Source organism: Ruania halotolerans (genome assembly GCF_021049285.1).
GTDB lineage: Bacteria > Actinomycetota > Actinomycetes > Actinomycetales > Beutenbergiaceae > Ruania > Ruania halotolerans.
Map to the genome: position 1 here is coordinate 2,202,910 of NZ_CP088017.1, position 20,571 is coordinate 2,223,480.

Consider the following 20,571-nt stretch of genomic DNA (forward strand, 5'->3'; position numbering starts at 1 on the left):
GTCCACCCCGCTCACCTGCGGCCCGCCGCGTAGCGTGAGGCCATGGCAGAGAGTCGCTCGTCCCCCTCGCGGCGGCACGCAGCCGCCGGTGTCCTTGCCGGCGGGGCATTCTTCGCCGTCGGTTGGCTGACCGCCACCCTGATCGATCCGCCAGCAGCACCGCACGCGGCGCTGGGCGCAGCAGTGGTGGATCTGACTCCCCCATGGTTGAAGGATTTCGCGATCGCCACCTTCGGGACCGCCGACAAGGCCGTCCTGTTCGTGGTGCTGGGTATCGTCGCTCTCGCCCTGGCAGCCGTCACCGGCATCCTTGCCGGCCGGCGGCGGCCCCTCGGGGTGGGCGCAGTGCTCGCCCTGGCAGCAGTGTGCGCGCTGGCCGCAGCCAGTCGACCGGACACCACGCAGTACGCGATCGTTCCGACCGGCCTGGGTGCCGTCGGCGGCATCGCTGGTCTGCTGCTCGTGCTCGGAGCGATCGAGCGGGACATCAGTTCAGGACCGGCTCGGCGAACGTTCCTGCGCACGGCCACCGCAGTGGGGGCCACAGCCGCGCTGATCACCGTGGCCGGGTCGGCGCTGTCCCGCACGCGGACGTCCGTCCAGGCCGCTCGCAGGAGTATCGACCTACCGGACCCTGTCGATCCGGCCCCGCCAGTGCCTGCCGCTGCACAAGTCGACCTGGACGAGATGCCGGAGTTCGTCAGCCCCAATGACACCTTCTATCGGATCGACACCGCACTCTCGGTTCCCCAGGTCGATCCGCACGAGTGGGAACTGCGGGTGTACGGACTGGTCGACCAGGAGGTTCGACTCAGCTACGCCGAACTGGCCGACTCGGCGCTCGTGGAGGCGCTGGTGACACTCACCTGCGTCTCCAACGCTGTTGGCGGGACACTGGCCGGGAACGCGACCTGGCTGGGCTTGCCGGTCCGGGACGTGCTGGCACGAGCAGGGGTGCAGGACTCCGCGGATATGGTGCTCTCCCGAAGTGCCGACGGATGGACGGCCTCTACTCCCCTGGAGGCGCTCACCGACGACCGAGACGCGCTCCTGGCGATCGGGATGAACGGTGAGCCGCTTCCGACCGAGCACGGCTTCCCCGTGCGCCTGGTGGTTCCGGGGTTGTACGGCTATGTCTCGGCGACCAAGTGGGTGACCGAGCTCAAGGTCACCCGCTTCGCGGACGATGAGGGGTACTGGACCCCCCGCGGATGGGCCGAGCGCGGTCCGATCAAGACCGCCTCACGCGTGGATGTGCCCCGAACCGGGGCTACTGTTCCCGCCGGAGTGGTCACCCTCGGGGGTACGGCATGGGCACAGCAACGCGGCATCACCCGGGTGCAGGTGCAGATCGATGACGGTCCGTGGATCGATGCCGACCTCGCTGCCGATGCCGGCATCGACAGTTGGCGGCAGTGGTCCTTCACCTGGACCGACGCGACTCCGGGAGATCATGCCGTCCGCTGCCGGGCTTGGGACGATCAGGAGCCGCAGACCGCCGAACGCGCGGCGCCCGCACCCGACGGTGCGTCCGGATACCACGTGGTCTCGCTCAAGGTGGAGTGAGCGGGAGCACGCTCACGCCAGGTGATCGGGCGCGCGGGGAGCGGGTCACCCGTGGCAGTCTGGGAGCATGCAGACCTGGCCCGGACACGCCTACCCGTTGGGCGCCACGTTCAACGGAACCGGCACCAACTTCGCCCTCTACTCCAGCGTCGCCGAACGGGTTCAGTTGTGCCTGATCGACGACGATGGTGCCGAGGAGCGAATCGAGATCACCGAGATCGACGCCTCCGTATGGCATATCTATCTTCCGGAGATTCGACCCGGCCAGCGGTACGGATACCGCGTACACGGCCCACACGAGGTGGAACAGGGACACCGGTGCAATCGATCGAAGCTGCTGCTCGACCCGTACGCCAAGGCGATCGACGGGCAGATCGATGGACATGAGTCGCTGTACTCCTACCATTTCGGCGACGACTCGGGGCGGTTGAATACGCTCGACTCGGCTGGGCACACGATGACCTCAGTGGTGACCAATCCGTTCTTCGACTGGGGGCACGACCGCCCCCCGGAGACCGAGTATCACGAAAGCGTCATCTACGAAGCACACGTACGCGGGATGTCGATGCAGCACCCGGAGGTCCCCGAGGACATCCGTGGCACCTACGCTGCAATGGCGCATCCCGCCGTCATCGCCCACCTGGTCGACCTCGGCGTGACCGCTGTGGAGTTGATGCCGGTGCACCAGTTCGTTCAGGACCCGCCACTGATCGAACGCGGGCTGACGAACTACTGGGGTTACAACACGATCGGCTATTTCGCCCCGCACAACGGATACTCCGCGTGGGGCTCGCGTGGTGAACAGGTTCTGGAGTTCAAGAGCCTCGTCAAGGCCATGCACGCCGCTGGGATCGAAGTGATCCTGGACGTGGTCTACAACCACACGGCCGAGGGCAACCACATGGGCCCGACGCTGTCATTGCGCGGACTGGACAACGCCTCCTACTACCGGCTCGTCGACGATGACCTCGAGCACTACTTCGACACCACCGGTACCGGCAACTCGTTGCTGATGCGTTCTCCCCACGTGCTGCAGATGATCATGGATTCGCTGCGGTACTGGATCACCGAGATGCACGTGGACGGCTTCCGCTTCGACCTGGCGGCCACATTGGCGCGGCAGTTCCACGAAGTGGACCGGCTGTCCTCCTTCTTCGACATCATCCAGCAGGATCCGGTGATCTCTCAGGTCAAGCTCATCGCCGAGCCGTGGGACCTCGGCTCCGGTGGGTACCAGGTGGGCGGCTTTCCGCCGCTGTGGACGGAGTGGAACGGCAAGTACCGGGACACCGTCCGTGACTTCTGGCGCGGCGAGCCCTCCACCCTCGGTGAGTTCGCGAGCCGCCTGACCGGTTCCTCCGACCTCTACGAGCAGACAGGGCGAACCCCGATCGCATCGATCAACTTCGTCACCGCGCATGATGGCTTCACGCTGCGGGATCTGGTGTCGTACAACGACAAGCACAATGAGGACAATGGCGAGGACAACCGGGACGGTGAGAGTCACAACCGGTCGTGGAACTGCGGGGTCGAGGGGCCCACTGACGATCCGGAGATCCGCGCTCTGCGCGCACGCCAGCAGCGCAACTTCCTCACCACCCTGATGCTCTCCCAGGGCGTGCCGATGCTGGCGCACGGAGACGAGCTCGGCCGTACCCAGGGCGGGAACAACAACACCTACGCCCAGGACAATCCGACCAGCTGGATCGATTGGGACCTCGATGCGGATGCGCAGAGTCTGCTCACCTTCACCCGGACGCTGATCGAGTTCCGCCGCGATCACCCGGTGCTGCGCCGTCGTCGGTTCTTCGACGGTTCCACCTCGGCGGCCAATGGTCTGCCTGAGCTTCCCGACATCGCGTGGTTCGAGCCGAGCGGTGCGCTGATGGACTCGCAGGGATGGAACACCGCCTACGCCCGTTCCCTCGGTGTGTTCCTGAACGGTGAAGCAATCGATGAGCCAGACGCACGAGGACGGCGGGTGGTGGACGACTCGCTGCTGGTGCTCATCAACGCCGATGGATCCGACCTCGAGTTCGTCCTGCCGGACGCCACCTACGGCAATACCTGGAGCCCGGTGCTCAGTACGGACTCCGACCAGGACCTTCCGGCGGAACTCGCGGCCGAGACGAGCGTCACGGTCACCGGTCGTAGCATCGTGATCCTCGCCCGGCCCGCCAGCGACGCCAGTGACGACGCGGCGGCCCTATGACCGGCCGCAGGCCCGTCTCGACCTACCGGTTGCAGCTCGGCGCGTATCTGACCTTCGACGATGCAGCCGACCTCACTGCCGCACTAGCGGGCCGCGGTGTGAGCGACCTGTATCTCTCCCCCATCCTGGCTGCCGCCCCAGGATCGACGCACGGCTACGACGTCGTGGATCACACCCGGATCAGTGACGTGCTCGGGGGCCGGGATGGCTTCGAACGACTGGTTGCCAGCGCACGGCAGCACGATCTCGGCATCATCGTCGACGTCGTGCCCAATCACATGGCGGTGCCCACCCCGGCGAGCCACAACCGCCAGCTCTGGTCGCTGCTCGAGCACGGCCCCGACTCCCCCGTGGCGAGCTGGTTCGACGTTGACTTCGCCGATGACGCCCAGGTGCTGATGCCGATCCTTGGCCAACGTGTGGGTGCGGCAATGGCCGCCGGTGAGATCACCGTGCGATATGTGGACGAACCGGAGAACCGGATCTCCCCGGACCGTCCGGTGCTGTGCTACTACGAGCACCGGTTTCCGATCCGTGCCGGTACCGAGAACCTGCCGCTGGCGGAGATGCTGCAGCGCCAGCACTATCGACTCGCCTACTGGCGGGTAGCCGATGAAGAGCTGAACTATCGGCGCTTCTTCGACGTGGGCTCGCTCGTGGCGGTCCGGGTAGAACGACCGGAGGTCTTCGAGGCGACACACGCACTGATCTTCGAACTGATGGACGCCGGCCTGGTGGACGGGCTACGCATCGATCACCCTGACGGCCTTGCTGACCCCCGGGAGTACCTGCAACGCCTCCACGAACGCACCGGGGGTGCCTGGACGGTCGCCGAGAAGATCTTGGAACCGGACGAGGGGATCCCGCAGGATTGGCTGGTGGCCGGAACCACGGGTTATGACGCGGCGTGGCGGGTGAACCAGGTCCTGGTCGACCCGGCCGGGGCGGCGCCCCTGGGGGCGTTGATGAGTGAGCTCGCCTCAGATGGCGTGGGGACGCTACCGGCGGTCGTGTCCGAGGCGAAGCGAGAGATCGCCACTGGTTCGCTGTATGCCGAGGTGCACCGGCTCGCGACCCTTCTGGCGCAGTTGTGCGATGACGACGTTCGCCTCAGGGACCACACGCTGCGAGCGATCACGGACTGCGTGACCGAGTTGGTGGTGGCGTGTGACCGGTACCGGGCCTACGTCGTCCCTGGCTCGCCACTCGCTGCGGCAGATGCCGAACTCGTCGAGAGCTGGTCCGCCGAGGCGGCACAGCACCTCGAACCGGAGCGGTTGGAGACGTTGGAGGTTGTCACCGACCTCGTCCTCGGACGCGAAGTCGGCAGCGCCGGGCGCCAGCACGAAGCGCGCCGGGACGAGGTGATCATCCGGTTCCAGCAGGTGTGCGGGGCCGTGATGGCCAAGGGGGTCGAGGACACCGCCTTCTACCGCTGGACGCATTTGACGTCATTGTGCGAGGTGGGCGGCAACCCGCACCGCTTCGCCGTCGGCCCGGATGCGCTGCACGCGTGGGCCTCACGCACGCAACTGCACCACCCGCTCACCATGACGGCCGCCAGTACCCATGATGCCAAGCGAGGCGAGGACGTGCGCGCCCGCATCGGAGTGCTCTCCGAGTTCGGAGAGACCTGGGTGGACCATGTCCATGCGCTGCGCGAGGCCACCGAACGTTCCCGACCCGGCGATCTCGACGGTCGGACCGAGAACCTGCTGTGGCAGACCCTCGCCGGCACGTGGACCGAGACGGGGCCGATCAGCGCCGAGCGATTGACCGGATATCTCGTGAAGGCGGCGCGCGAAGCCAAGCAATGGACCACGTGGACGGGCCCGGACGACGCCCGGGAGTCTGCGCTGGGCGATTTCGTGACCGATCTGCTCAGCAGCGACTCCGTCCACGAACTGATGTCGGCCTGGGTGGAGCGCACCAGGGAGCCCGTCCGTGCCGCCACGCTCGCCGCCAAGGCCGTACAGCTGACGCTACCCGGCGTGGCCGATGTGTATCAGGGCACCGAGATCACCACGGTGGCCCTGGTCGATCCGGACAACCGGCGTGCCGTGGACCATGCGCACATCTCGACGATGCTGGACCGGCTCGACGAAGGCGCCAATCCGCACGATCTCGCCACCGAGAAACTCCGCCTGACCACGGCTGTGCTGCGTCTGCGGCGCCGACGGCCGGAGGCTTTCGTCGGTTCGGGCGCCGGCTATCACCCGCTGCCCACATCGACCACGCACGCTGTGGCCTTTGCCCGCACTGACCACGATCGTGCGGTCGCGATCACGGTGGTGACGCGCCTGTCGGTGGTGCTGCGCACGATCGGGGGGTGGGGCGAGCACACCGTCGTCCTTCCCGAGGGTCAGTGGCGGGATGTGGTGACCGGCCAGGCCGTTGATGGCGGATCTGTCCCACTGGTCAGTCTGTTGTCAGAATCGCCTGTCGCCGTGCTCGAGCGCGCGGATATCAGCGATGATGAGGCACCGAACGAGCAGCCAGTCCCGTGACAGTCCGGGTGTGGGCTCCGAATGGAGAAGCCGTCGAGGTGGAGCTCGAGGCAGGCCGCGAGCCCCTCACGCGGTCCGCGGACGGCTGGTGGGACCTTGGGCGCGAACTCGAGGCCGGCACCGATTACGCCTTCGTCGTCGACGGCAACGGGCCGTTCCCTGACCCGCGCAGCCCCTGGCAACCTCACGGAGTGCACGGCCCCAGCCGCACGTTCGACTCCGCCGCTCACCGGTGGCAGGACAGTGCATGGGCTGGCCGGGACGCACGCGGAGCTTTGCTGTATGAGCTTCATGTGGGCACCTTCACCACGGAAGGCACATTCGACGCTGCGATGGAGCGGCTGGCCTACCTGCGCGACCTTGGTGTCCAGATGATCCAGCTCATGCCGGTGGCCGCCTTCCCCGGGCAGCACGGGTGGGGGTATGACGGCGTCGCGCTGTTCGCCGTCCATGACGCCTATGGTGGTCCGGCGGCGCTGCAGCGATTCGTCGATGCCGCCCACCGCCACCAGATCGCCGTCAGTCTCGACGTGGTTTACAACCACCTCGGCCCGTCCGGGAACTACCTGGGCGTCTACGGGCCGTATTTCACCGATACCCACAGCACGCCCTGGGGTGACGCGGTGAACCTGGACGGTCCTGGCAGTGGGCAGGTACGCCAGTTCATCATCGACAACGCGGTGCGATGGCTCCGCGATTTCCATCTCGACGCGTTGCGGCTCGATGCCGTACATGCGCTCATCGACGCCTCACCCAGGCACGTGCTCGCCGAGCTGGCCGACGCCGTCGCTCACCTGGCTGAGGAAGTCGGCCGACCGCTTTCCCTGATTGCGGAGTCCGATCTCAACGACGTGCGCATGGTGACGGCGACCGCAGCCGGCGGACTCGGGATGACCGCCCAGTGGGCCGATGACGTCCACCACGCCATCCACGCCTACGTCACCGGCGAGCGGCACGGCTACTACGTGGATTTCGGTTCACCCGGGGCGCTCGTGAAGGCGCTGGAGCGGGTGTTCGTTCACGACGGAGGTTATTCGACATTCCGGGGCCAGGACTGGGGCGCTCCGGTGCCGCAGGACGCTGACGGGCACCGGTTCGTGGTCTTCACCAGCAACCACGACCAGGTGGGCAACCGGGGCCGGGGTGACCGCCCGGCGGCCACCCTCTCGGACGCGAAGGTTGCCTCCGCGGCGGCGCTGCTCCTGACCGGGCCGGGGACACCGATGCTGTTCATGGGCGAAGAGTGGGCGGCCAGCACACCCTGGTTCTACTTCACCGATCACGCCGAGCCAGAACTCGCCGAGGCGATCCGCACCGGGCGCGCCCGGGAGTTCGCCGAACACGGGTGGGAGGCGATCTACGGCGCCGGAGTCGAGGCCCCCGATCCCCAGGATCCGGGCACCGTGGCCGCCAGCATCCTGCGGTGGGACGAGCGCGAGCACGGCCGGCACCGTGCACTCGGGGACTTCTATCGAGAGCTGATGCGGCTGCGCCGGGAGGTACCGGATCTGTCCAGCGGTGATCGTCGGCACACCCGCGTCACTGCCACACCGGACTGGGTGCGGATGCAGCGCGGTGATGTGACAGTGGCCGTGAACGTCACCTCCGAGCCGCAGCGGATCCCGATGCCCGGCGCGAACGCGCTCGCGGTGCTCCTCGCCTGGGAGGCCCCGAGCGAGCGGGACGCCGGCGGTCTGGTGCTGCCGCCCGGCGCCGCGGTGCTGGGCCAGGACGCCACGAGCGCGCACTCCACCTGATCGCCGGATCCAGCTCCCTCGTGCGCGTCAGTCGTGGGTGCGCTGCAACCACATCAGCATCTGTGCCGTCAGTTCCCGATCCATCCGTAGATCCCGTCCGTCCAGACTGCGTACCGGCGCGCACAACCGCACGCTCGAGACCAACCAGATGTGGTCAGTCTCGGTGAGCTCGTGCGCCTGGACCCGCCGTGCCCGGGTCGACAGGCCCGCCTGGGACGCACACCGGAACACCCTGTCCTGCGTGGTTCCCGGCAGGATCGACTGGTCGGTCCCAGGAGTGATGAGCTCATCGCCCAGGCGCAACACCACCGACGCAGTCGGCCCCTCCAGGACCGCACCATCGGAGCTGACGAAGATGACGTCCTCGGCGCCGCTGCGCCGCGCGTGGCGCAGTGCGGCCATGTTCACCGCGTAGGAGGTGTACTTCGCCCCCTGGAGGAGCCAGGGGGCGGTCTCCGCGATGTCCGCGCGGTAGCCCCGGTCCAAGGTGAGCACGGCCACACCGCGGGTCCGCGCATCACTCATATCGGGTGCCGGTGCCGCCCGCACCCAGCCGGTGCATCGCCTGGCTCCCTCCTCACCGCGGGTGAGTACCAGCTTCACCGAGAGTTCCGGCGCAGGGTCCACCGCAGCGAGCACCGCCTGCACTGCGGCGTACCAGACATCCAGCCGGGGCCGGGGCAGATCGAGGATGGCGGCTGAGGCGGCGAGGCGCTCGAGGTGTGGGGTCAGCGATTGTGGATGCCCGTCGATAACCCCGATGGTTTCAAAGACCCCGTCGCCACGGGTGGCTCCCAGGTCGGTGACCCGCAGGTGCGGCGCATCCGGGTCCACATCGTGGAATCCACGCCCGTCCATCGGTTCCTGCTCCGTGGGCGCGGTCACGAGCAGCACTCTCGCGTCGGACACGGCATCTCCTTCAGCGGACGGGTCCAGTGGGTTCAGCGTAACGAGTCAGCATGCGCCGTGCGTTCGAGGCGCATGCACATTAATCTGCGACCATGACCACGCTCTTCAGCCGCATCCTGGACCGCGAGATTCCCGGGCGTTTCGTGTGGGAGGACGACGTCTGTGCGGCGTTCCTCACGATCGAGCCCCTCCAGCCCGGGCACACGCTGGTCGTTCCACGCGCGGAGGTCGACCATTGGACGGACCTGCCCGAGGATGCGTGGGCCCACGTGATGGCTGTGGCCCAGTCCATCGGCACCGCCCAGCGGGAGACGTTCAGCGCCGAGCGGATCGGCCTGCTTGTGCAGGGGTATGAGATCGCGCACGCTCACGTGCACGTGTGGCCGTCGCAGTCCTCAGCGGATTTCGACCTGGCCGCAGCCCGTCGGGACGTTCCCGCCGACGAACTGGATGAGGCTGCTTCGCGGCTCGCCCGCGCCCTTCGCGATCTCGGGCATGGCCACCACGTACCCGACTGATCCTCAGATCCGGTGTGGGTGCGCGGGCGATGAGGCACCTATGCTCGTGCCATGCCCGTGATCATCGTTCTCACCGAAGAGGCTCTGCGCGAGTCCGACGTTGCGTCCATCCGTGAACTGCATGCCGATCCCGCTACCAGCTTCCACGTGCTGGTTCCCGAGGACACCGAGCGCAGCCTGGTGGCCGACTTCATCGATCATCTGAGCCTGGGCGAACTCCGTGAAGCCTGGGAAGAACTCACCCATCGACCGACACCCGAGGAGACCTCCGCGGAAGCGAACGAGGCGTTGCAGACGTCGCTCGAGCGGTTCACCGCCTCCGGGGCCACCGCGGACGGCGCCGTCATCGCCGACGACCCGATCCCGGTACTGCGTCAGGCGGTGAACTCCCTGGCCGCCGATCAACTCGTCGTGGTCACTCGTCCGCACGCGGTGGAGGACACCTTCCATCGCGACTGGGCCTCGCGCGCACGTGAGGATCTCGGCCTGCCGGTCCTTCACCTGTACTCGGGGACCAATCGGCTCGGCTGACCTCGCGCGAGGATGGCGGTCAGAAGCCGGAGTCGGTAGGCCGCGGATAGAACGTGCGCAACGCCCGGAGCTGATTCACCTGCGCGAGGATGCGGTACCACCACCGTCGAAGGCTGCGGTCGGCTGCATAATCCAGCGGGTGAACAGCCTTGCGACGGCGGAGCACCGCTCGCACGCGCCGGTACAGTTCCGGATCACGGATGTACCGCCGCAGGACAAAGGTCGGAATGTAGGCGTAGATCCCTGCCTCGCGCGCTTCCTGCACGGCAAGGGCTTCGCCCAGAACGAAGTCCGCCACCACCGAGCGCGCGGCGGAGGCACCGCCGACGTTGGCGTAGTAGTGCGAGCGGCCGGGCCGGGAATTGATGTCAAGCAGCCGAGCAACGCCGTCCCGGGGGTCCACCTTGAAGTCGACGCTGGCGAAGCCACGGTAGTCGACCCGCTCCAAGACCCGCCGCACCGCTTCAATGAGGGCCGGGTCGTAATCGACCATGATCACGGCCGAGTTTCCGATGAACGTGGGCTGGTGCATCGCCAGGAGGACCTGACCGGAGGCCGCCATGGTCAACTCACCGCGAGCGTCCCGATAGCAGTTCACCACGCGGTTGGCAGTGTCGTCGCCCGGGATGAGCTCCTGCAACAACATCGTGCCGCCGTAGCCGGCGTGGGCGATGCGGTCCAACTCGACCACCAGCTCTCCGGCGTCGGCGAGCCGGTACACCTTCCGGCGGCCGGCGAACGTCAGCTCCTCGAACTCCGCACCGGCGAAGGGCTTCATCACGAGGGGGAACGTCAACGCTGCGGCCGCAGCGCGCCACGCCTGCTCATCTCGAGGTAACGCGGTCACCTCCACGGTCCGCGGTGCGGGGATGCCCAGATCGACCAGCACGGAGTTCATGGCGCGCTTGTCGGCGAGCCGATCCACCACCGCTGCCGCGGCGTAGGGAACCACGAACTGCTCCTCCAGGCGCGCTCGGTGACGCATCACGAACGCCAGCTGATGGTCGGAGTTGACCACCAGGAGCCGCACCTGTTCAGCGTGCTCGGCGGCGACCGCGTCCAGGGCGGCAAGGGTGTCGGTATCGGAGGAGTTCGCGCCGGTGAACACGTTCGCGAGGATCGCGGAATCGTTGATCGGCCCGCGCGCCTGCTCGCTGATCACGACCGAACGCACACCGTAGGCCTCGTGGAACGAGCGTGCCATCGCGTAGATGCCCAGATCCGTGCCGAGCAGCACCGGGCACAGGGCGACCGAGCGCATCCGCCATCCTCCTGTCGTTGCCGCCGGCGGCCCGATCTCGAGCCCGCGCAAGTCTACCCACTCCTCTTCGGCGCGCCCTCGGAGCACTCCGGCGTGCGCGCCCTAGCCTGGAGCGGTGAACGTGCAGCGAACTCCGGCCACTCCCCCGGACTTTGAGGCTGCGTTGCTGAGTCTGCGCGGACACCGGATGCGGCCCGAGTTCCACCTCGAGGAGGTTCCCGCTCCCACCCGGATCGCCCCGTACGCCTTGGCGTTGACCGGTGAGGTCAATCCCACCCGCGATCCGGATGACATGGTCGGCAACGGTCGCTTCGTCGTGCTCTACGACCCGGAGGGTCAAGAGGCATGGAACGGTGAGTTCCGTGTGATCGTGATGGCACGGGCCACTCTGGAACCGGAGTTCGCCGCCGATCCGATGCTCGGCGAGGTGGCGTGGACCTGGTTGACTGAGGCGCTGGCCGTGGAAGAGGTTGCCTACCACTCGCTCTCCGGTACCGTCACCCGGGTGCTCTCGGAGACGTTCGGAGGTCTGGAACTGCGCGCGGGAGAGGTCGAGATCGAGATCCGTGCCTCGTGGACCCCGCAGACCTCTGATCTCGCCCCTCATCTACGCTCCTGGGCGCTGCTTGCCTGCCAAGCGGCAGGTCTCCCCCCCGTTCCCGACAACGTCAGCCAGCTGAAGCAGAGACGATGACTCGCCCCACAACGCCACCGGCCACGCCCGAGGCCCCGACTCACGAACCGGTCGAGGAGTCGGACGACAAGGCCCCGGTCGAACTCACCCCTTTGCGCGAACCCGCCGAGGGTGTCCCGGAGGTGATCGAAACCGAGCAGGCGTTCGCGCAGGTTGTCAGCCGCTTCGCTTCCGGTTCGGGCCCTGTGGCGGTCGACGCTGAGCGTGCGTCCGGATACCGGTACGGGCAGCGTGCCTACCTCGTGCAACTGCGCCGCCACGGTGCTGGCACCGCACTGCTCGATCCTCAGCAACTCCCGGACCTGAGCGCCCTCTCCGAGGTACTGAAAGACACGGAGTGGGTGCTGCATGCGGCGAACCAGGATCTGGCGTGCCTGGCCGAGGTGAACCTGGTGCCGATGCGATTGTTCGACACCGAACTCGCCGGACGTCTGCTCGGGCGGGAGCGAGTGGGCTTGGGCGCGATGGTCTCCGGCGAGCTCGGCCTGGAGCTCGCCAAGGAACACTCCGCTGCCGATTGGTCCACCCGGCCGCTGCCGCAGGATTGGTTGCGCTATGCGGCCCTGGATGTCGAGGTGCTCGTGGAGCTGCGGGACCGCCTTGCTGCAGAGCTGGAGCGGGAGGGCAAACTCGAGTGGGCGCTCGAGGAGTTCGAGGCCGTGCGCACCGCACCGCCACCGCCACCGCGGCTACAACCGTGGCGCCGTACATCCGGTTCCCAGCAGGTCCGAGACGGACTCGGCCTGGCCATCGTCCGCGAGCTGTGGCAGGCCCGTGAGGAACAGGCGCGGCTCGCCGATATCTCCCCCGGACGACTGCTCCAGGACGCAGCGATCGTGGCCGCGGCGACCAGCAAACCTGCCACGATGGCTGAACTCGCCGGCCTGCGGCCGTTTCGTCAGAAGGCTGCGGCACGGCGCACCCGCATCTGGTTCGAGGCGGTCGAGCGCGCCCGTGAGTTGGATCCGGCCGCGTATCCGTCCCGCCGGGGACCAGCCACCGACACACTCCCCCCGCCCCGCGCGTGGAAGGACCGGTTCCCAGAAGCTGCGCTGCGGCTCGACGCTGTCCGTGGCACCGTCCGGGAGCTGGCCGAGCAGTTCAATCTCCCCCAGGAGAATCTGCTCACCCCGGCCTTCCAACGCCGTCTCGCGTGGGAACCGCCGCACCCGGTGAACACTTCCACAGTGGCCGGCACACTGGAGGGTCTCGGTGCTCGCACGTGGCAGGTGCACCTCGTTGCGGAGCGTCTCGCAGCAGCGATCAGCGCCGTCGGGGAATAGCAGACTGCACGATCCGCACACAGAATCGGGCTCGGTGCGCAGTGCGCCCCTGCATGTGAGACCACACCAGTGGCAGTCGCGCCACGAATGGCTCCCGCGACATGTCGTCGACGGGTTAGGGTGAGACCAGAAGTATCTAGTACTACCAGTCCCACTGACGTGACCCCGGAGGCCTCCATGCCCTTGCTCGGCCGCGACGTCGTCCTCGCCGACGCCGTCCGTACCCCGTTCGGCCGTGCCAAATCGGACGGACTATACGCCCACACCAGGGCGGACGACATGGCCGTCGCCGTCGTGCGTGAACTGCTGCGCAGGCATCCCAGCGTCATTCCGGATCGGATCGGAGACGTTGCCATCGCCGCCACCACCCAAGACGGTGACCAGGGACTCACCCTCGGACGCACGGTCGGTATGCTCGCCGGGCTCCCTCGGGCAGTGCCTGGCTACGCGATCGACCGCATGTGCGCAGGCGCGATGACCGCCGTCACGAACGTGGCCGCCCAGATCGCGGTGGGCGCCGTCGACGTTGCACTTGCTGGCGGTGTCGAGCACATGGGCCGGCACCAGCTCGGTGCCGCGGCCGACGTGAATCCCCGGTTCGTGGCCGAGCGGCTGGTGGCCGCCGATGCCTTGGTGATGGGCGCAACGGCCGAGAACCTCCACGATCGCTACCCCCAGCTCACCCGCGATCGCGCCGATCGCTATGCCGAAGCCTCACAGCACAAGTACGCCCAGGCATTGGCCGCGGGGAAGATCACCGGTGATCTGGTTCCTGTCGCGGTCTCCGACCCCGAACGAGGCTGGGGCCTGGCCACCGCTGACGAACCTCCCCGGCCCGGGACCACAGTGGCCGGGATGTCCACCCTGCCCACACCGTTCCGGCCCGGCGGCCGGGTCACGGCGGCGACGTCCTCACCGCTGACGGACGGCGCCACAGCCGCCCTCCTGATGGACGCCGACACCGCCCAGAGCCTTCAACTGTCGCCGCGACTCAAGCTCGTCTCGTACGCCTACGCCGGGGTCGAACCCGAAGTGATGGGTGTGGGCCCGGTCCCAGCGACGCATCGGGCCCTGGAGCTCGCCGGACTGACCATGGACGACATCGGCGCCATCGAGATCAACGAGGCGTTCGCCGTCCAGGTGCTCGCCTTCCTTGACGCATTCGAGCTCGCCGACGACGACCCCCGAGTGAATCCCTACGGCGGTGCGATCGCCGTCGGACATCCGCTGGCTGCTTCGGGTATCCGGCTGATGAGCCAGCTCGCCACCCAGTTCGCTCACGACCCCGGCATTCGATTCGGGATCACCACGATGTGCGTCGGCCTGGGCCAGGGCGGGACAGTCATCTGGGAGAACCCGCACCACGAGGCCTCCCGCTCTACCCGGCGGGACCGACGCTGAGACAGGAAGGTAAACCAGTGAGCGAGCGCATCACCCACTCCCTGATCCGGGACGTCACGCTGGAGGATCTGGGCACCCTGGCGCTGATCACCCTCGACAACGCCGCCGGCCCCCGCAAGCCGAACACGCTAGGGCCCGACGGTATGGCCGAGCTGCGCGCCGCCCTGGAATCGGTCACCACCCGCGCACACGCGGGTGAGATTGCCGCTGTGGCGATCACCGGCAAGCCGTTCCACTTCGCCGCCGGTGCAGACCTGCACGGCGCTGCCGAGATCAGTAATCCTGTGGCCGCCCGCACGATCGCCGAGGCCGGGCACGACACGTTTCAGTTGCTCAGCGATATGCCGGTGCCGACCTTCGCCTTCATCGGCGGCGCCGCGCTCGGTGGCGGGCTCGAGCTCGCCCTCTCCTGCCACTACCGCACCGTCTCCTCGGCAGTCCGAGGGATCGGCCTGCCCGAGGTCTTCCTCGGTCTCATCCCTGGCTGGGGCGGCACCTATCTGCTCCCCCGGCTGATTGGGATGGAGCGGGCCTTGACCGTCATCGTGGAGAACCCGCTGCGCCAGAACACTCAGCTCAGTGGGCCGGAGGCCGCCCGGATCGGCATCGCGGACGCCGTCTTCGATCCGGCTGACTTCATCGCTGAGTCGTTGCGGTGGAGCGCCCAGGTGGTCCGTGGCGATGATGTTCCCTCGCGCCGTGAGCCCGACGACCCGGACACCGCCCGTGCCCTGGTGGAGTCGGCCCGCACCGACATACGCTCGCGGCTGCATGACGCCGCCCCGGCACCGGGCCGCGCGTTGGACCTGCTGCATCTCTCGGCCGGTGGTGATCGGCAGGAGTGCTTCGAGGCGGAGAACGCTGCCCTCACCGACCTGATCTGCTCACCGGAGTTCGCGGCCTCCGTGTATGCCTTCGATCTGACCACCCGGCGTGCCAAGTCGCCCGCCGGAGCACCGGATGCCGAACTCGCGCGTCCGGTCCGTTCCATCGGCGTGGCCGGAGCGGGTCTGATGGCTTCCCAGCTCGCGCTGCTGTTCGCCCGCCGGATGCGCCTGCCCGTGGTGATGCGCGATCTGGACGTCATCCGCACTGAGCGGGGCCTGCAGTTCGTGGCAGAGGAGGTGCAGAAGCTGGTCACCAAGGGCCGGATGAGTGCCGCTGAGGGGAACCGAGTCCGTTCGCTGGTCTCGGCCACCACCGACCTCGCCGAACTGCGTCACGCGGATCTGGTGATCGAAGCGGTGTTCGAGGAACTCGAGGTCAAGAAGCAAGTCTTCGCCGAGCTCGAGCACGTGATCTCGCCGGACACGGTGCTGGCCACCAACACCTCCGCGCTCTCCATCACGGCAATGGCAGCCGATCTGGCGCATCCCGAGCGGGTGGTGGGACTGCACTTCTTCAACCCGGTGGCCCAGATGCCGCTGGTGGAAGTGGTCCGGGCCGAGCGCACGGACGATTCGGCCTATGCCACGGCGTTCGCCGTGGCCGCCTCGTGCCGCAAATCCGCCATCGCAGTGGCTGATGCACCGGGGTTCGTGGTCAACCGCCTCCTGGTCCGCCTGCTGGGCGAAGTGCTCGGATCGCTGGAGGACGGCACCGACGTGCGGACAGCGGACCGTGCGCTCTGGCCGCTCGGACTCCCGATGGGGCCCTTCCAACTGCTCCAGCTGGTCGGTCCGGCCGTCGCGGGGCACGTACTGGACACCCTCCGGGAGCAGTTGGGCGAGCGGTACCCCACCTCGCCTGGTCTGCAGGCCATGATTGCCGACGGCGTCCCGTTCGTGGAGTTTGAGGGTCGTCCGAGCGCCAGCTCGCCGGTGGACCCCACGATCAGCCGGTATTTCGGGTCACGTCCCGAGGTCGGAGGTCAGGATGAGGCAGGTCTCTTGCAACGAGTCCGGGACGCCTTGGCCCAGGAGGTGGACCTGATGCTCGCCGAGGGTGTGGTGGCCGAGGCCGCCGATATCGACCTGGGCATGATCCTCGGCGCCGGGTGGCCGTTCCACCTCGGCGGCATCACCCCGTATCTCGAACGCACAGCCGGTACGCCCTGACCGATCGCACGCCGTGGGCCGCCGTCCATCGCGACGCGCGCGACCTGCTGGCGCTGTGCGGGACCGAACCTGGCTCAGACGGGTTCGAACAGACTGGGCTGAGGCGGTGCGTGCGCGGGATCGACGCCGTCGAACAGGCTGCTCACCGATTCGCCGAGATGGATCCGGCGGATCGCCTCGGCGAACAGTTGTGAAGTCGATCGCACGGTGAGGTCATGCCACTGCGGCGGCGCGGGCACGGTATCGGTGGTGACCACTTCGGAGATCATCGGGTGATCCCGGAGTCGTTCCATGGCGGGGCCGGTGAACAGCCCGTGGGTGCACACCACCGATGCCTCGCTGCACCCCGCGTCCGCGAGACGGTCCATCAACTCCACGATCGAACCACCCGTGGCGATCTCATCATCGAGCACGATCGCACGTTTGCCCGCCACATCGCCGACGATGGCGTCGATCACCACGCGATCGTCGGCCAGGCGCTGCTTGTTCCCCGCTGCCACCGGCAGGCCGAGCAGCCGCGCGAACTGCGTCGCTGATTTGGCGTTGCCGAGATCCGGGGAGACCACGATCGAGTCGGTCAGATCCTTGTCGCGGAAGTGCTCGGCGAGCACGCCCAACGCCGTGAGATGATCCACCGGCACTGAGAAGAACCCGTGCACCTGCGGCGCATGCAGGGTCATCGTCAAGACGCGGTGCACGCCGGCCGTGATGAGCATGTCGGCCACGAGCCGACCGCCCAGCGAGATCCGGGAGGCGTCCTTCTTGTCCGATCGGGCGTACGCGAAGTGCGGCATCACTGCGGTGATCTGAGCCGCCGAGGCACCGCGGGCGGCATCGATCATCAGCAGCAGCTCCATCAGGTGCTCCTGCGTCGGCGGCACGAGCGGTTGAACGATGTACACGTCCCGCTGGCGGCAGTTCTCCAGAAGTTGAGCCTGGAGGCAGTCATTGCTGAACCGGGTGATCCGGGACGCGCTGAGCTCGAGGTCGAGCTCAGCGCAGATCCGCTTCGCCAGCGCCGGATGGGCACCGCCACTGAAGACCACGATGTCGCGGGCGGCGATCGGAGTACCGGCATTACGCACGGGTGTTCCCTTCAGATGCAAGGCTCGTTGTCGGTCATGCTAAGGGATATCGCCGCCAGCGAGGAGTGAGGACCTCAGCCCGGCCCGCTGGCGTGCCGAGCAGCGACGGCGTCACTGTGCTGCTGCCCCCGAGCGATCGCCGCTGACACCTCCCGTGCGATGTCTTGGGGTCGCAGTCCGAACTCCTCTTCGAGCTGCGCCCGTGAGGCATGGTCGAGGAAACGGTGCGGAATGCCATGCGCCTGCACGGGCACAGCCACACCGCGATCGGCCATGGCTTCACGGACCGCCGCGCCGAAACCGGAGGTGACGAGCCCATCTTCGATCGTGACCACCAGGTCTACGTCCGTGGCGGCATCCACCAAGGCCGCCGGGACCGGGATCACCCATCGCGGATCCAGTGCCGTGGCGCCGATGCCCTGATCCTTGAGGCGGGACACCACCTGCACCGCAGTGGCTGCGAACGGACCGATCCCGACGACCAGCACGCGGGCCTCACCATCGCCCGCCTCCCGGGCCAGCACGTCCATCCCGCTCATCCGGGACTGCGCCGGCAGCGGCTCGGGAAGCGCGCCCTTCGGGTAGCGCACCACGGTGGGGGCGTCCGAGACGGCCACCGCCTCGCGCAACGCGCTGCGCAGGGTTGCCTCATCCCGTGGCGCTGCCAGTTGGAGCCCAGGGACGATCCGCAGCAGCGCCAGGTCCCACATACCGTTGTGACTCGCGCCGTCGTCACCGGTGATCCCCGCGCGATCCAAGGTGATCGTCACCCCGGCGCGGTGCAGTGCCACATCCATCAGAAGCTGGTCGAACGCGCGATTCACGAAGGTGGCGTACAGCGAGACCACCGGATGCATCCCGGCAAAGGCCATTCCGGCCGCCGACGTGAGCGCATGCTCCTCGGCAATCCCGACGTCGATCACCCGCCCGGGCAGCTCACGTGCCATCGGGGCCAGGCCCACGGGTTCCGGCATCGCCGCCGTGATCCCCACCACGTCCGACCGGGTGCGGGCGATCTTGAGGATCTCGTCGGAGAACACCGACGTCCAGCCGAATCGTGAGGGAACCACGGGTAACCCGGTCTCGGGATGGATCTTGCCGACCGTGTGGAACCGGTCCACCAGATCGCTTTCAGCCGGGACGTATCCGCGGCCCTTCTCGGTGATGGCATGGACGATCACTGGGCCGGCGTAGCGGCGCGCATTGCGCAGTGCCGCATCCAGGGCGTCCAGGTCGTGCCCGTCGACGGGGCCGATCGACTTCAGGCCCAACTCCTCGAAGAGTCCGTGCTGCGGGCGCAGCACATCCTTGAGCCCCTTCTTCATCCCGTGCAGCGCGTCGTAGGTGAATCGCCCGGGAGGTCCTGCCCTGTGCAACGTTCGCTTGCCCCAGCCGAGCATACGTTCGTAGTTCCGATCGGTCCGGACGGCGTCGAGATACCGTGCCAGTCCGCCGACAGTGGGCGAATAGGACCAGCCGTTGTCGTTGACGACGATCACCAATCGCTGATCGGGTGAATCGGCGAGGTTGTTCAGGGCCTCCCACGCCATCCCCCCGGTCAACGCGCCATCGCCGATCACGGCCACGACATAGCGATCGGTGTCTCCCGCGAGCAGTCGAGCCCGCGAGATGCCGTCTGCCCAAGACAGTGCCGTCGAGGCATGAGAGTTCTCGACCACGTCATGGTCGGACTCGGTTCGGCTCGGATAGCCGGAGAGTCCACCTCGCTGACGCAGGTGCGCGAAGTCCTGCCTGCCGGTGAGCAGCTTGTGCACGTACGCCTGGTGTCCGGTGTCGAAGACGATCGAATCGCGTGGTGAGGAGAACACTCGGTGGATCGCCAGCGTGAGTTCGACCACTCCCAGGTTGGGGCCGAGGTGCCCGCCGGTCCGAGCGACTGAGTCCACCAAGAACTCGCGTACCTCGTCGGCGAGGGCCCGCAACCGGCGCGGACTCAGGGCGCGCAGGTCATCAGGGCTGCGCAGGTGCTCCAGCTCGCTCATGGTCCACTCCGTTCTCAGCCTGCTCGAGGGTCCATGCTACGTGCCTGCGCAGGCCGTGGCCCGGGACGCAGGTCCCGGGTCAGCGCGCCAGGGCGTCGTGGATCGAGCAGTTCGTCCCCAGCGGCGATGTGCAGGGCACGTAGTTCGTCGAGTTCGGACAGGAAGGCGTCCGCGTGGTCGGTCAATGTGCCGATACGATCCTCGTCGCGTTCCACCCACCGGAAGTCGCGCCGGTAGGTGTGCCGGTTCTCCACCACGAACAGCACCCGGGAACGTCCGGTCACGTGCAGTTGCCACTGGAGTTGGTCCCGGTAGATCCGGGCGGCACCGTCCAGGTCATCAACCGAGGTCTTGATCTCCGCGATGGAGTGCTCACCGAGGCCATCCGGGGTGGCCAGATGCCGGGGATTCTGCCCGGCACAGAGTAGGCCACTGGGGGCGATCCCAAACCGTTGTTGTACCCATGCCGCAATCACCGGCTCGCGCACGATGCCGTGCTCGAACTGGGGCAGCCGGGGACCTTCCCAGCCGGTGAGTTTGGCCTCCAGGAGCCGGCGGCGCTGCTTGCTCACCCGCCCGTCGGCAGTCACCAGCCGCCGCGCGTCAGTGGCAGTCACCCCCCACAGCCGGGCCCGTAACCATGCGACCCGATGGCGCGAAGAGACGGGAGTGCCATCCGTTGTACGCACCAGCCGATACCCTGCCGCCTCCATCACCCCGGCAGCCTACGACGAGTCGTCTCCAAGAAGGCTCAGCACACGCGGGCAGGCCAGGCTCCGTCGTCAGC

General features: G+C 67.7%; 15 protein-coding genes. 10 read left to right on the forward strand and 5 right to left on the reverse strand.

Translation table 11 applies throughout. The features are described from left to right. Positions 1–42 precede the first annotated feature (42 nt). The 4 genes from LQF10_RS09790 (at position 43) to treZ (ending at position 8,042) form a co-directional block, all read left to right on the forward strand. A complete protein-coding gene (locus LQF10_RS09790; protein ID WP_231063670.1) occupies positions 43–1,566 on the forward strand; it encodes a molybdopterin-dependent oxidoreductase in 1,524 nt (507 codons plus the stop codon). A gap of 67 nt (positions 1,567–1,633) precedes the next feature. After that, positions 1,634–3,778: a glycogen debranching protein GlgX gene (gene glgX / locus LQF10_RS09795; protein ID WP_231063671.1), complete on the forward strand. Its 2,145-nt coding sequence runs from the start codon at positions 1,634–1,636 to the stop codon at positions 3,776–3,778. After that, positions 3,775–6,285: a malto-oligosyltrehalose synthase gene (gene treY, locus LQF10_RS09800; RefSeq protein WP_231063672.1), complete on the forward strand. Its 2,511-nt coding sequence runs from the start codon at positions 3,775–3,777 to the stop codon at positions 6,283–6,285. Before glgX ends, treY begins: the two co-directional genes overlap by 4 nt. After that, positions 6,282–8,042, forward strand: coding sequence for a malto-oligosyltrehalose trehalohydrolase (treZ, locus tag LQF10_RS09805; protein WP_231063673.1), 1,761 nt, complete (start codon positions 6,282–6,284; stop codon positions 8,040–8,042). The genes treY and treZ overlap by 4 nt, the downstream gene beginning before the upstream one ends. 27 nt (positions 8,043–8,069) lie before the next feature. Here treZ and LQF10_RS09810 read toward each other — a convergent pair whose 3' ends face one another. Continuing rightward, positions 8,070–8,951: an aminodeoxychorismate lyase gene (locus tag LQF10_RS09810; RefSeq protein ID WP_231063674.1), complete on the reverse strand. Its 882-nt coding sequence runs from the start codon at positions 8,949–8,951 to the stop codon at positions 8,070–8,072. Between the two features lie 92 nt (positions 8,952–9,043). On the opposite strand from LQF10_RS09810, the gene LQF10_RS09815 reads away from it, so the two are divergent. Next, positions 9,044–9,469, forward strand: a complete 426-nt coding sequence (locus LQF10_RS09815; protein ID WP_231063675.1) for an HIT family protein — start codon at positions 9,044–9,046, stop codon at positions 9,467–9,469. A gap of 51 nt (positions 9,470–9,520) precedes the next feature. Continuing rightward, entirely contained in the window at positions 9,521–10,000 is a 480-nt protein-coding gene (locus LQF10_RS09820) for a hypothetical protein (protein WP_231063676.1), read from the forward strand. Between the two features lie 19 nt (positions 10,001–10,019). Here LQF10_RS09820 and LQF10_RS09825 read toward each other — a convergent pair whose 3' ends face one another. Continuing rightward, a complete protein-coding gene (locus tag LQF10_RS09825; protein WP_231063677.1) occupies positions 10,020–11,261 on the reverse strand; it encodes a carboxylate--amine ligase in 1,242 nt (413 codons plus the stop codon). A 115-nt stretch (positions 11,262–11,376) separates the two neighbouring features. Between LQF10_RS09825 and LQF10_RS09830 the strand changes: the two genes are divergently transcribed. From LQF10_RS09830 to LQF10_RS09845, 4 genes are all read left to right on the forward strand, one after another. Beyond that, positions 11,377–11,955 carry a DUF3000 domain-containing protein gene (locus LQF10_RS09830; RefSeq protein ID WP_231063678.1) on the forward strand — a complete coding sequence of 193 codons (579 nt, stop codon included), beginning with the start codon at positions 11,377–11,379 and terminating at the stop codon, positions 11,953–11,955. Then, a complete protein-coding gene (locus tag LQF10_RS09835; protein WP_231063679.1) occupies positions 11,952–13,238 on the forward strand; it encodes an HRDC domain-containing protein in 1,287 nt (428 codons plus the stop codon). The genes LQF10_RS09830 and LQF10_RS09835 overlap by 4 nt, the downstream gene beginning before the upstream one ends. 177 nt (positions 13,239–13,415) lie before the next feature. Then, positions 13,416–14,639 carry a thiolase family protein gene (locus LQF10_RS09840; RefSeq protein ID WP_231063680.1) on the forward strand — a complete coding sequence of 408 codons (1,224 nt, stop codon included), beginning with the start codon at positions 13,416–13,418 and terminating at the stop codon, positions 14,637–14,639. 17 nt (positions 14,640–14,656) lie between these two features. After that, on the forward strand, positions 14,657–16,696 hold the full coding sequence (locus tag LQF10_RS09845; RefSeq protein ID WP_231063681.1) for a 3-hydroxyacyl-CoA dehydrogenase NAD-binding domain-containing protein: 2,040 nt from the start codon (positions 14,657–14,659) through the stop codon (positions 16,694–16,696). Positions 16,697–16,770: 74 nt separating this feature from the next. On the opposite strand, the gene LQF10_RS09850 is transcribed toward LQF10_RS09845, so the two are convergent. The 3 genes from LQF10_RS09850 to LQF10_RS09860 all read right to left on the reverse strand — a co-directional run bounded on the left by LQF10_RS09850 (position 16,771) and on the right by LQF10_RS09860 (position 20,497). Continuing rightward, positions 16,771–17,781: a ribose-phosphate diphosphokinase gene (locus LQF10_RS09850; RefSeq protein ID WP_231063682.1), complete on the reverse strand. Its 1,011-nt coding sequence runs from the start codon at positions 17,779–17,781 to the stop codon at positions 16,771–16,773. Between the two features lie 74 nt (positions 17,782–17,855). Continuing rightward, positions 17,856–19,784, reverse strand: coding sequence for a 1-deoxy-D-xylulose-5-phosphate synthase (dxs, locus tag LQF10_RS09855; protein WP_231063683.1), 1,929 nt, complete (start codon positions 19,782–19,784; stop codon positions 17,856–17,858). A 14-nt stretch (positions 19,785–19,798) separates the two neighbouring features. Continuing rightward, on the reverse strand, positions 19,799–20,497 hold the full coding sequence (locus LQF10_RS09860; RefSeq protein ID WP_290371162.1) for a YqaJ viral recombinase family protein: 699 nt from the start codon (positions 20,495–20,497) through the stop codon (positions 19,799–19,801). Positions 20,498–20,571: the final 74 nt, after the last annotated feature.

Excerpts from the sequence above, each read along its gene's own strand:
- LQF10_RS09790 (WP_231063670.1), top strand. The coding sequence starts at position 43 with ATGGCAGAGAGTCGCTCGTCCCCCTCGCGGCGGCACGCAGCCGCCGGT.
- glgX (WP_231063671.1), top strand. The coding sequence starts at position 1,634 with ATGCAGACCTGGCCCGGACACGCCTACCCGTTGGGCGCCACGTTCAAC.
- treY (WP_231063672.1), top strand. The coding sequence starts at position 3,775 with ATGACCGGCCGCAGGCCCGTCTCGACCTACCGGTTGCAGCTCGGCGCG.
- LQF10_RS09815 (WP_231063675.1), top strand. The coding sequence starts at position 9,044 with ATGACCACGCTCTTCAGCCGCATCCTGGACCGCGAGATTCCCGGGCGT.
- LQF10_RS09820 (WP_231063676.1), top strand. The coding sequence starts at position 9,521 with ATGCCCGTGATCATCGTTCTCACCGAAGAGGCTCTGCGCGAGTCCGAC.
- LQF10_RS09825 (WP_231063677.1), bottom strand. The coding sequence starts at position 11,261 with ATGCGCTCGGTCGCCCTGTGCCCGGTGCTGCTCGGCACGGATCTGGGC.
- LQF10_RS09835 (WP_231063679.1), top strand. The coding sequence starts at position 11,952 with ATGACTCGCCCCACAACGCCACCGGCCACGCCCGAGGCCCCGACTCAC.
- LQF10_RS09840 (WP_231063680.1), top strand. The coding sequence starts at position 13,416 with ATGCCCTTGCTCGGCCGCGACGTCGTCCTCGCCGACGCCGTCCGTACC.
- dxs (WP_231063683.1), bottom strand. The coding sequence starts at position 19,784 with ATGAGCGAGCTGGAGCACCTGCGCAGCCCTGATGACCTGCGCGCCCTG.
- LQF10_RS09860 (WP_290371162.1), bottom strand. The coding sequence starts at position 20,497 with ATGGAGGCGGCAGGGTATCGGCTGGTGCGTACAACGGATGGCACTCCC.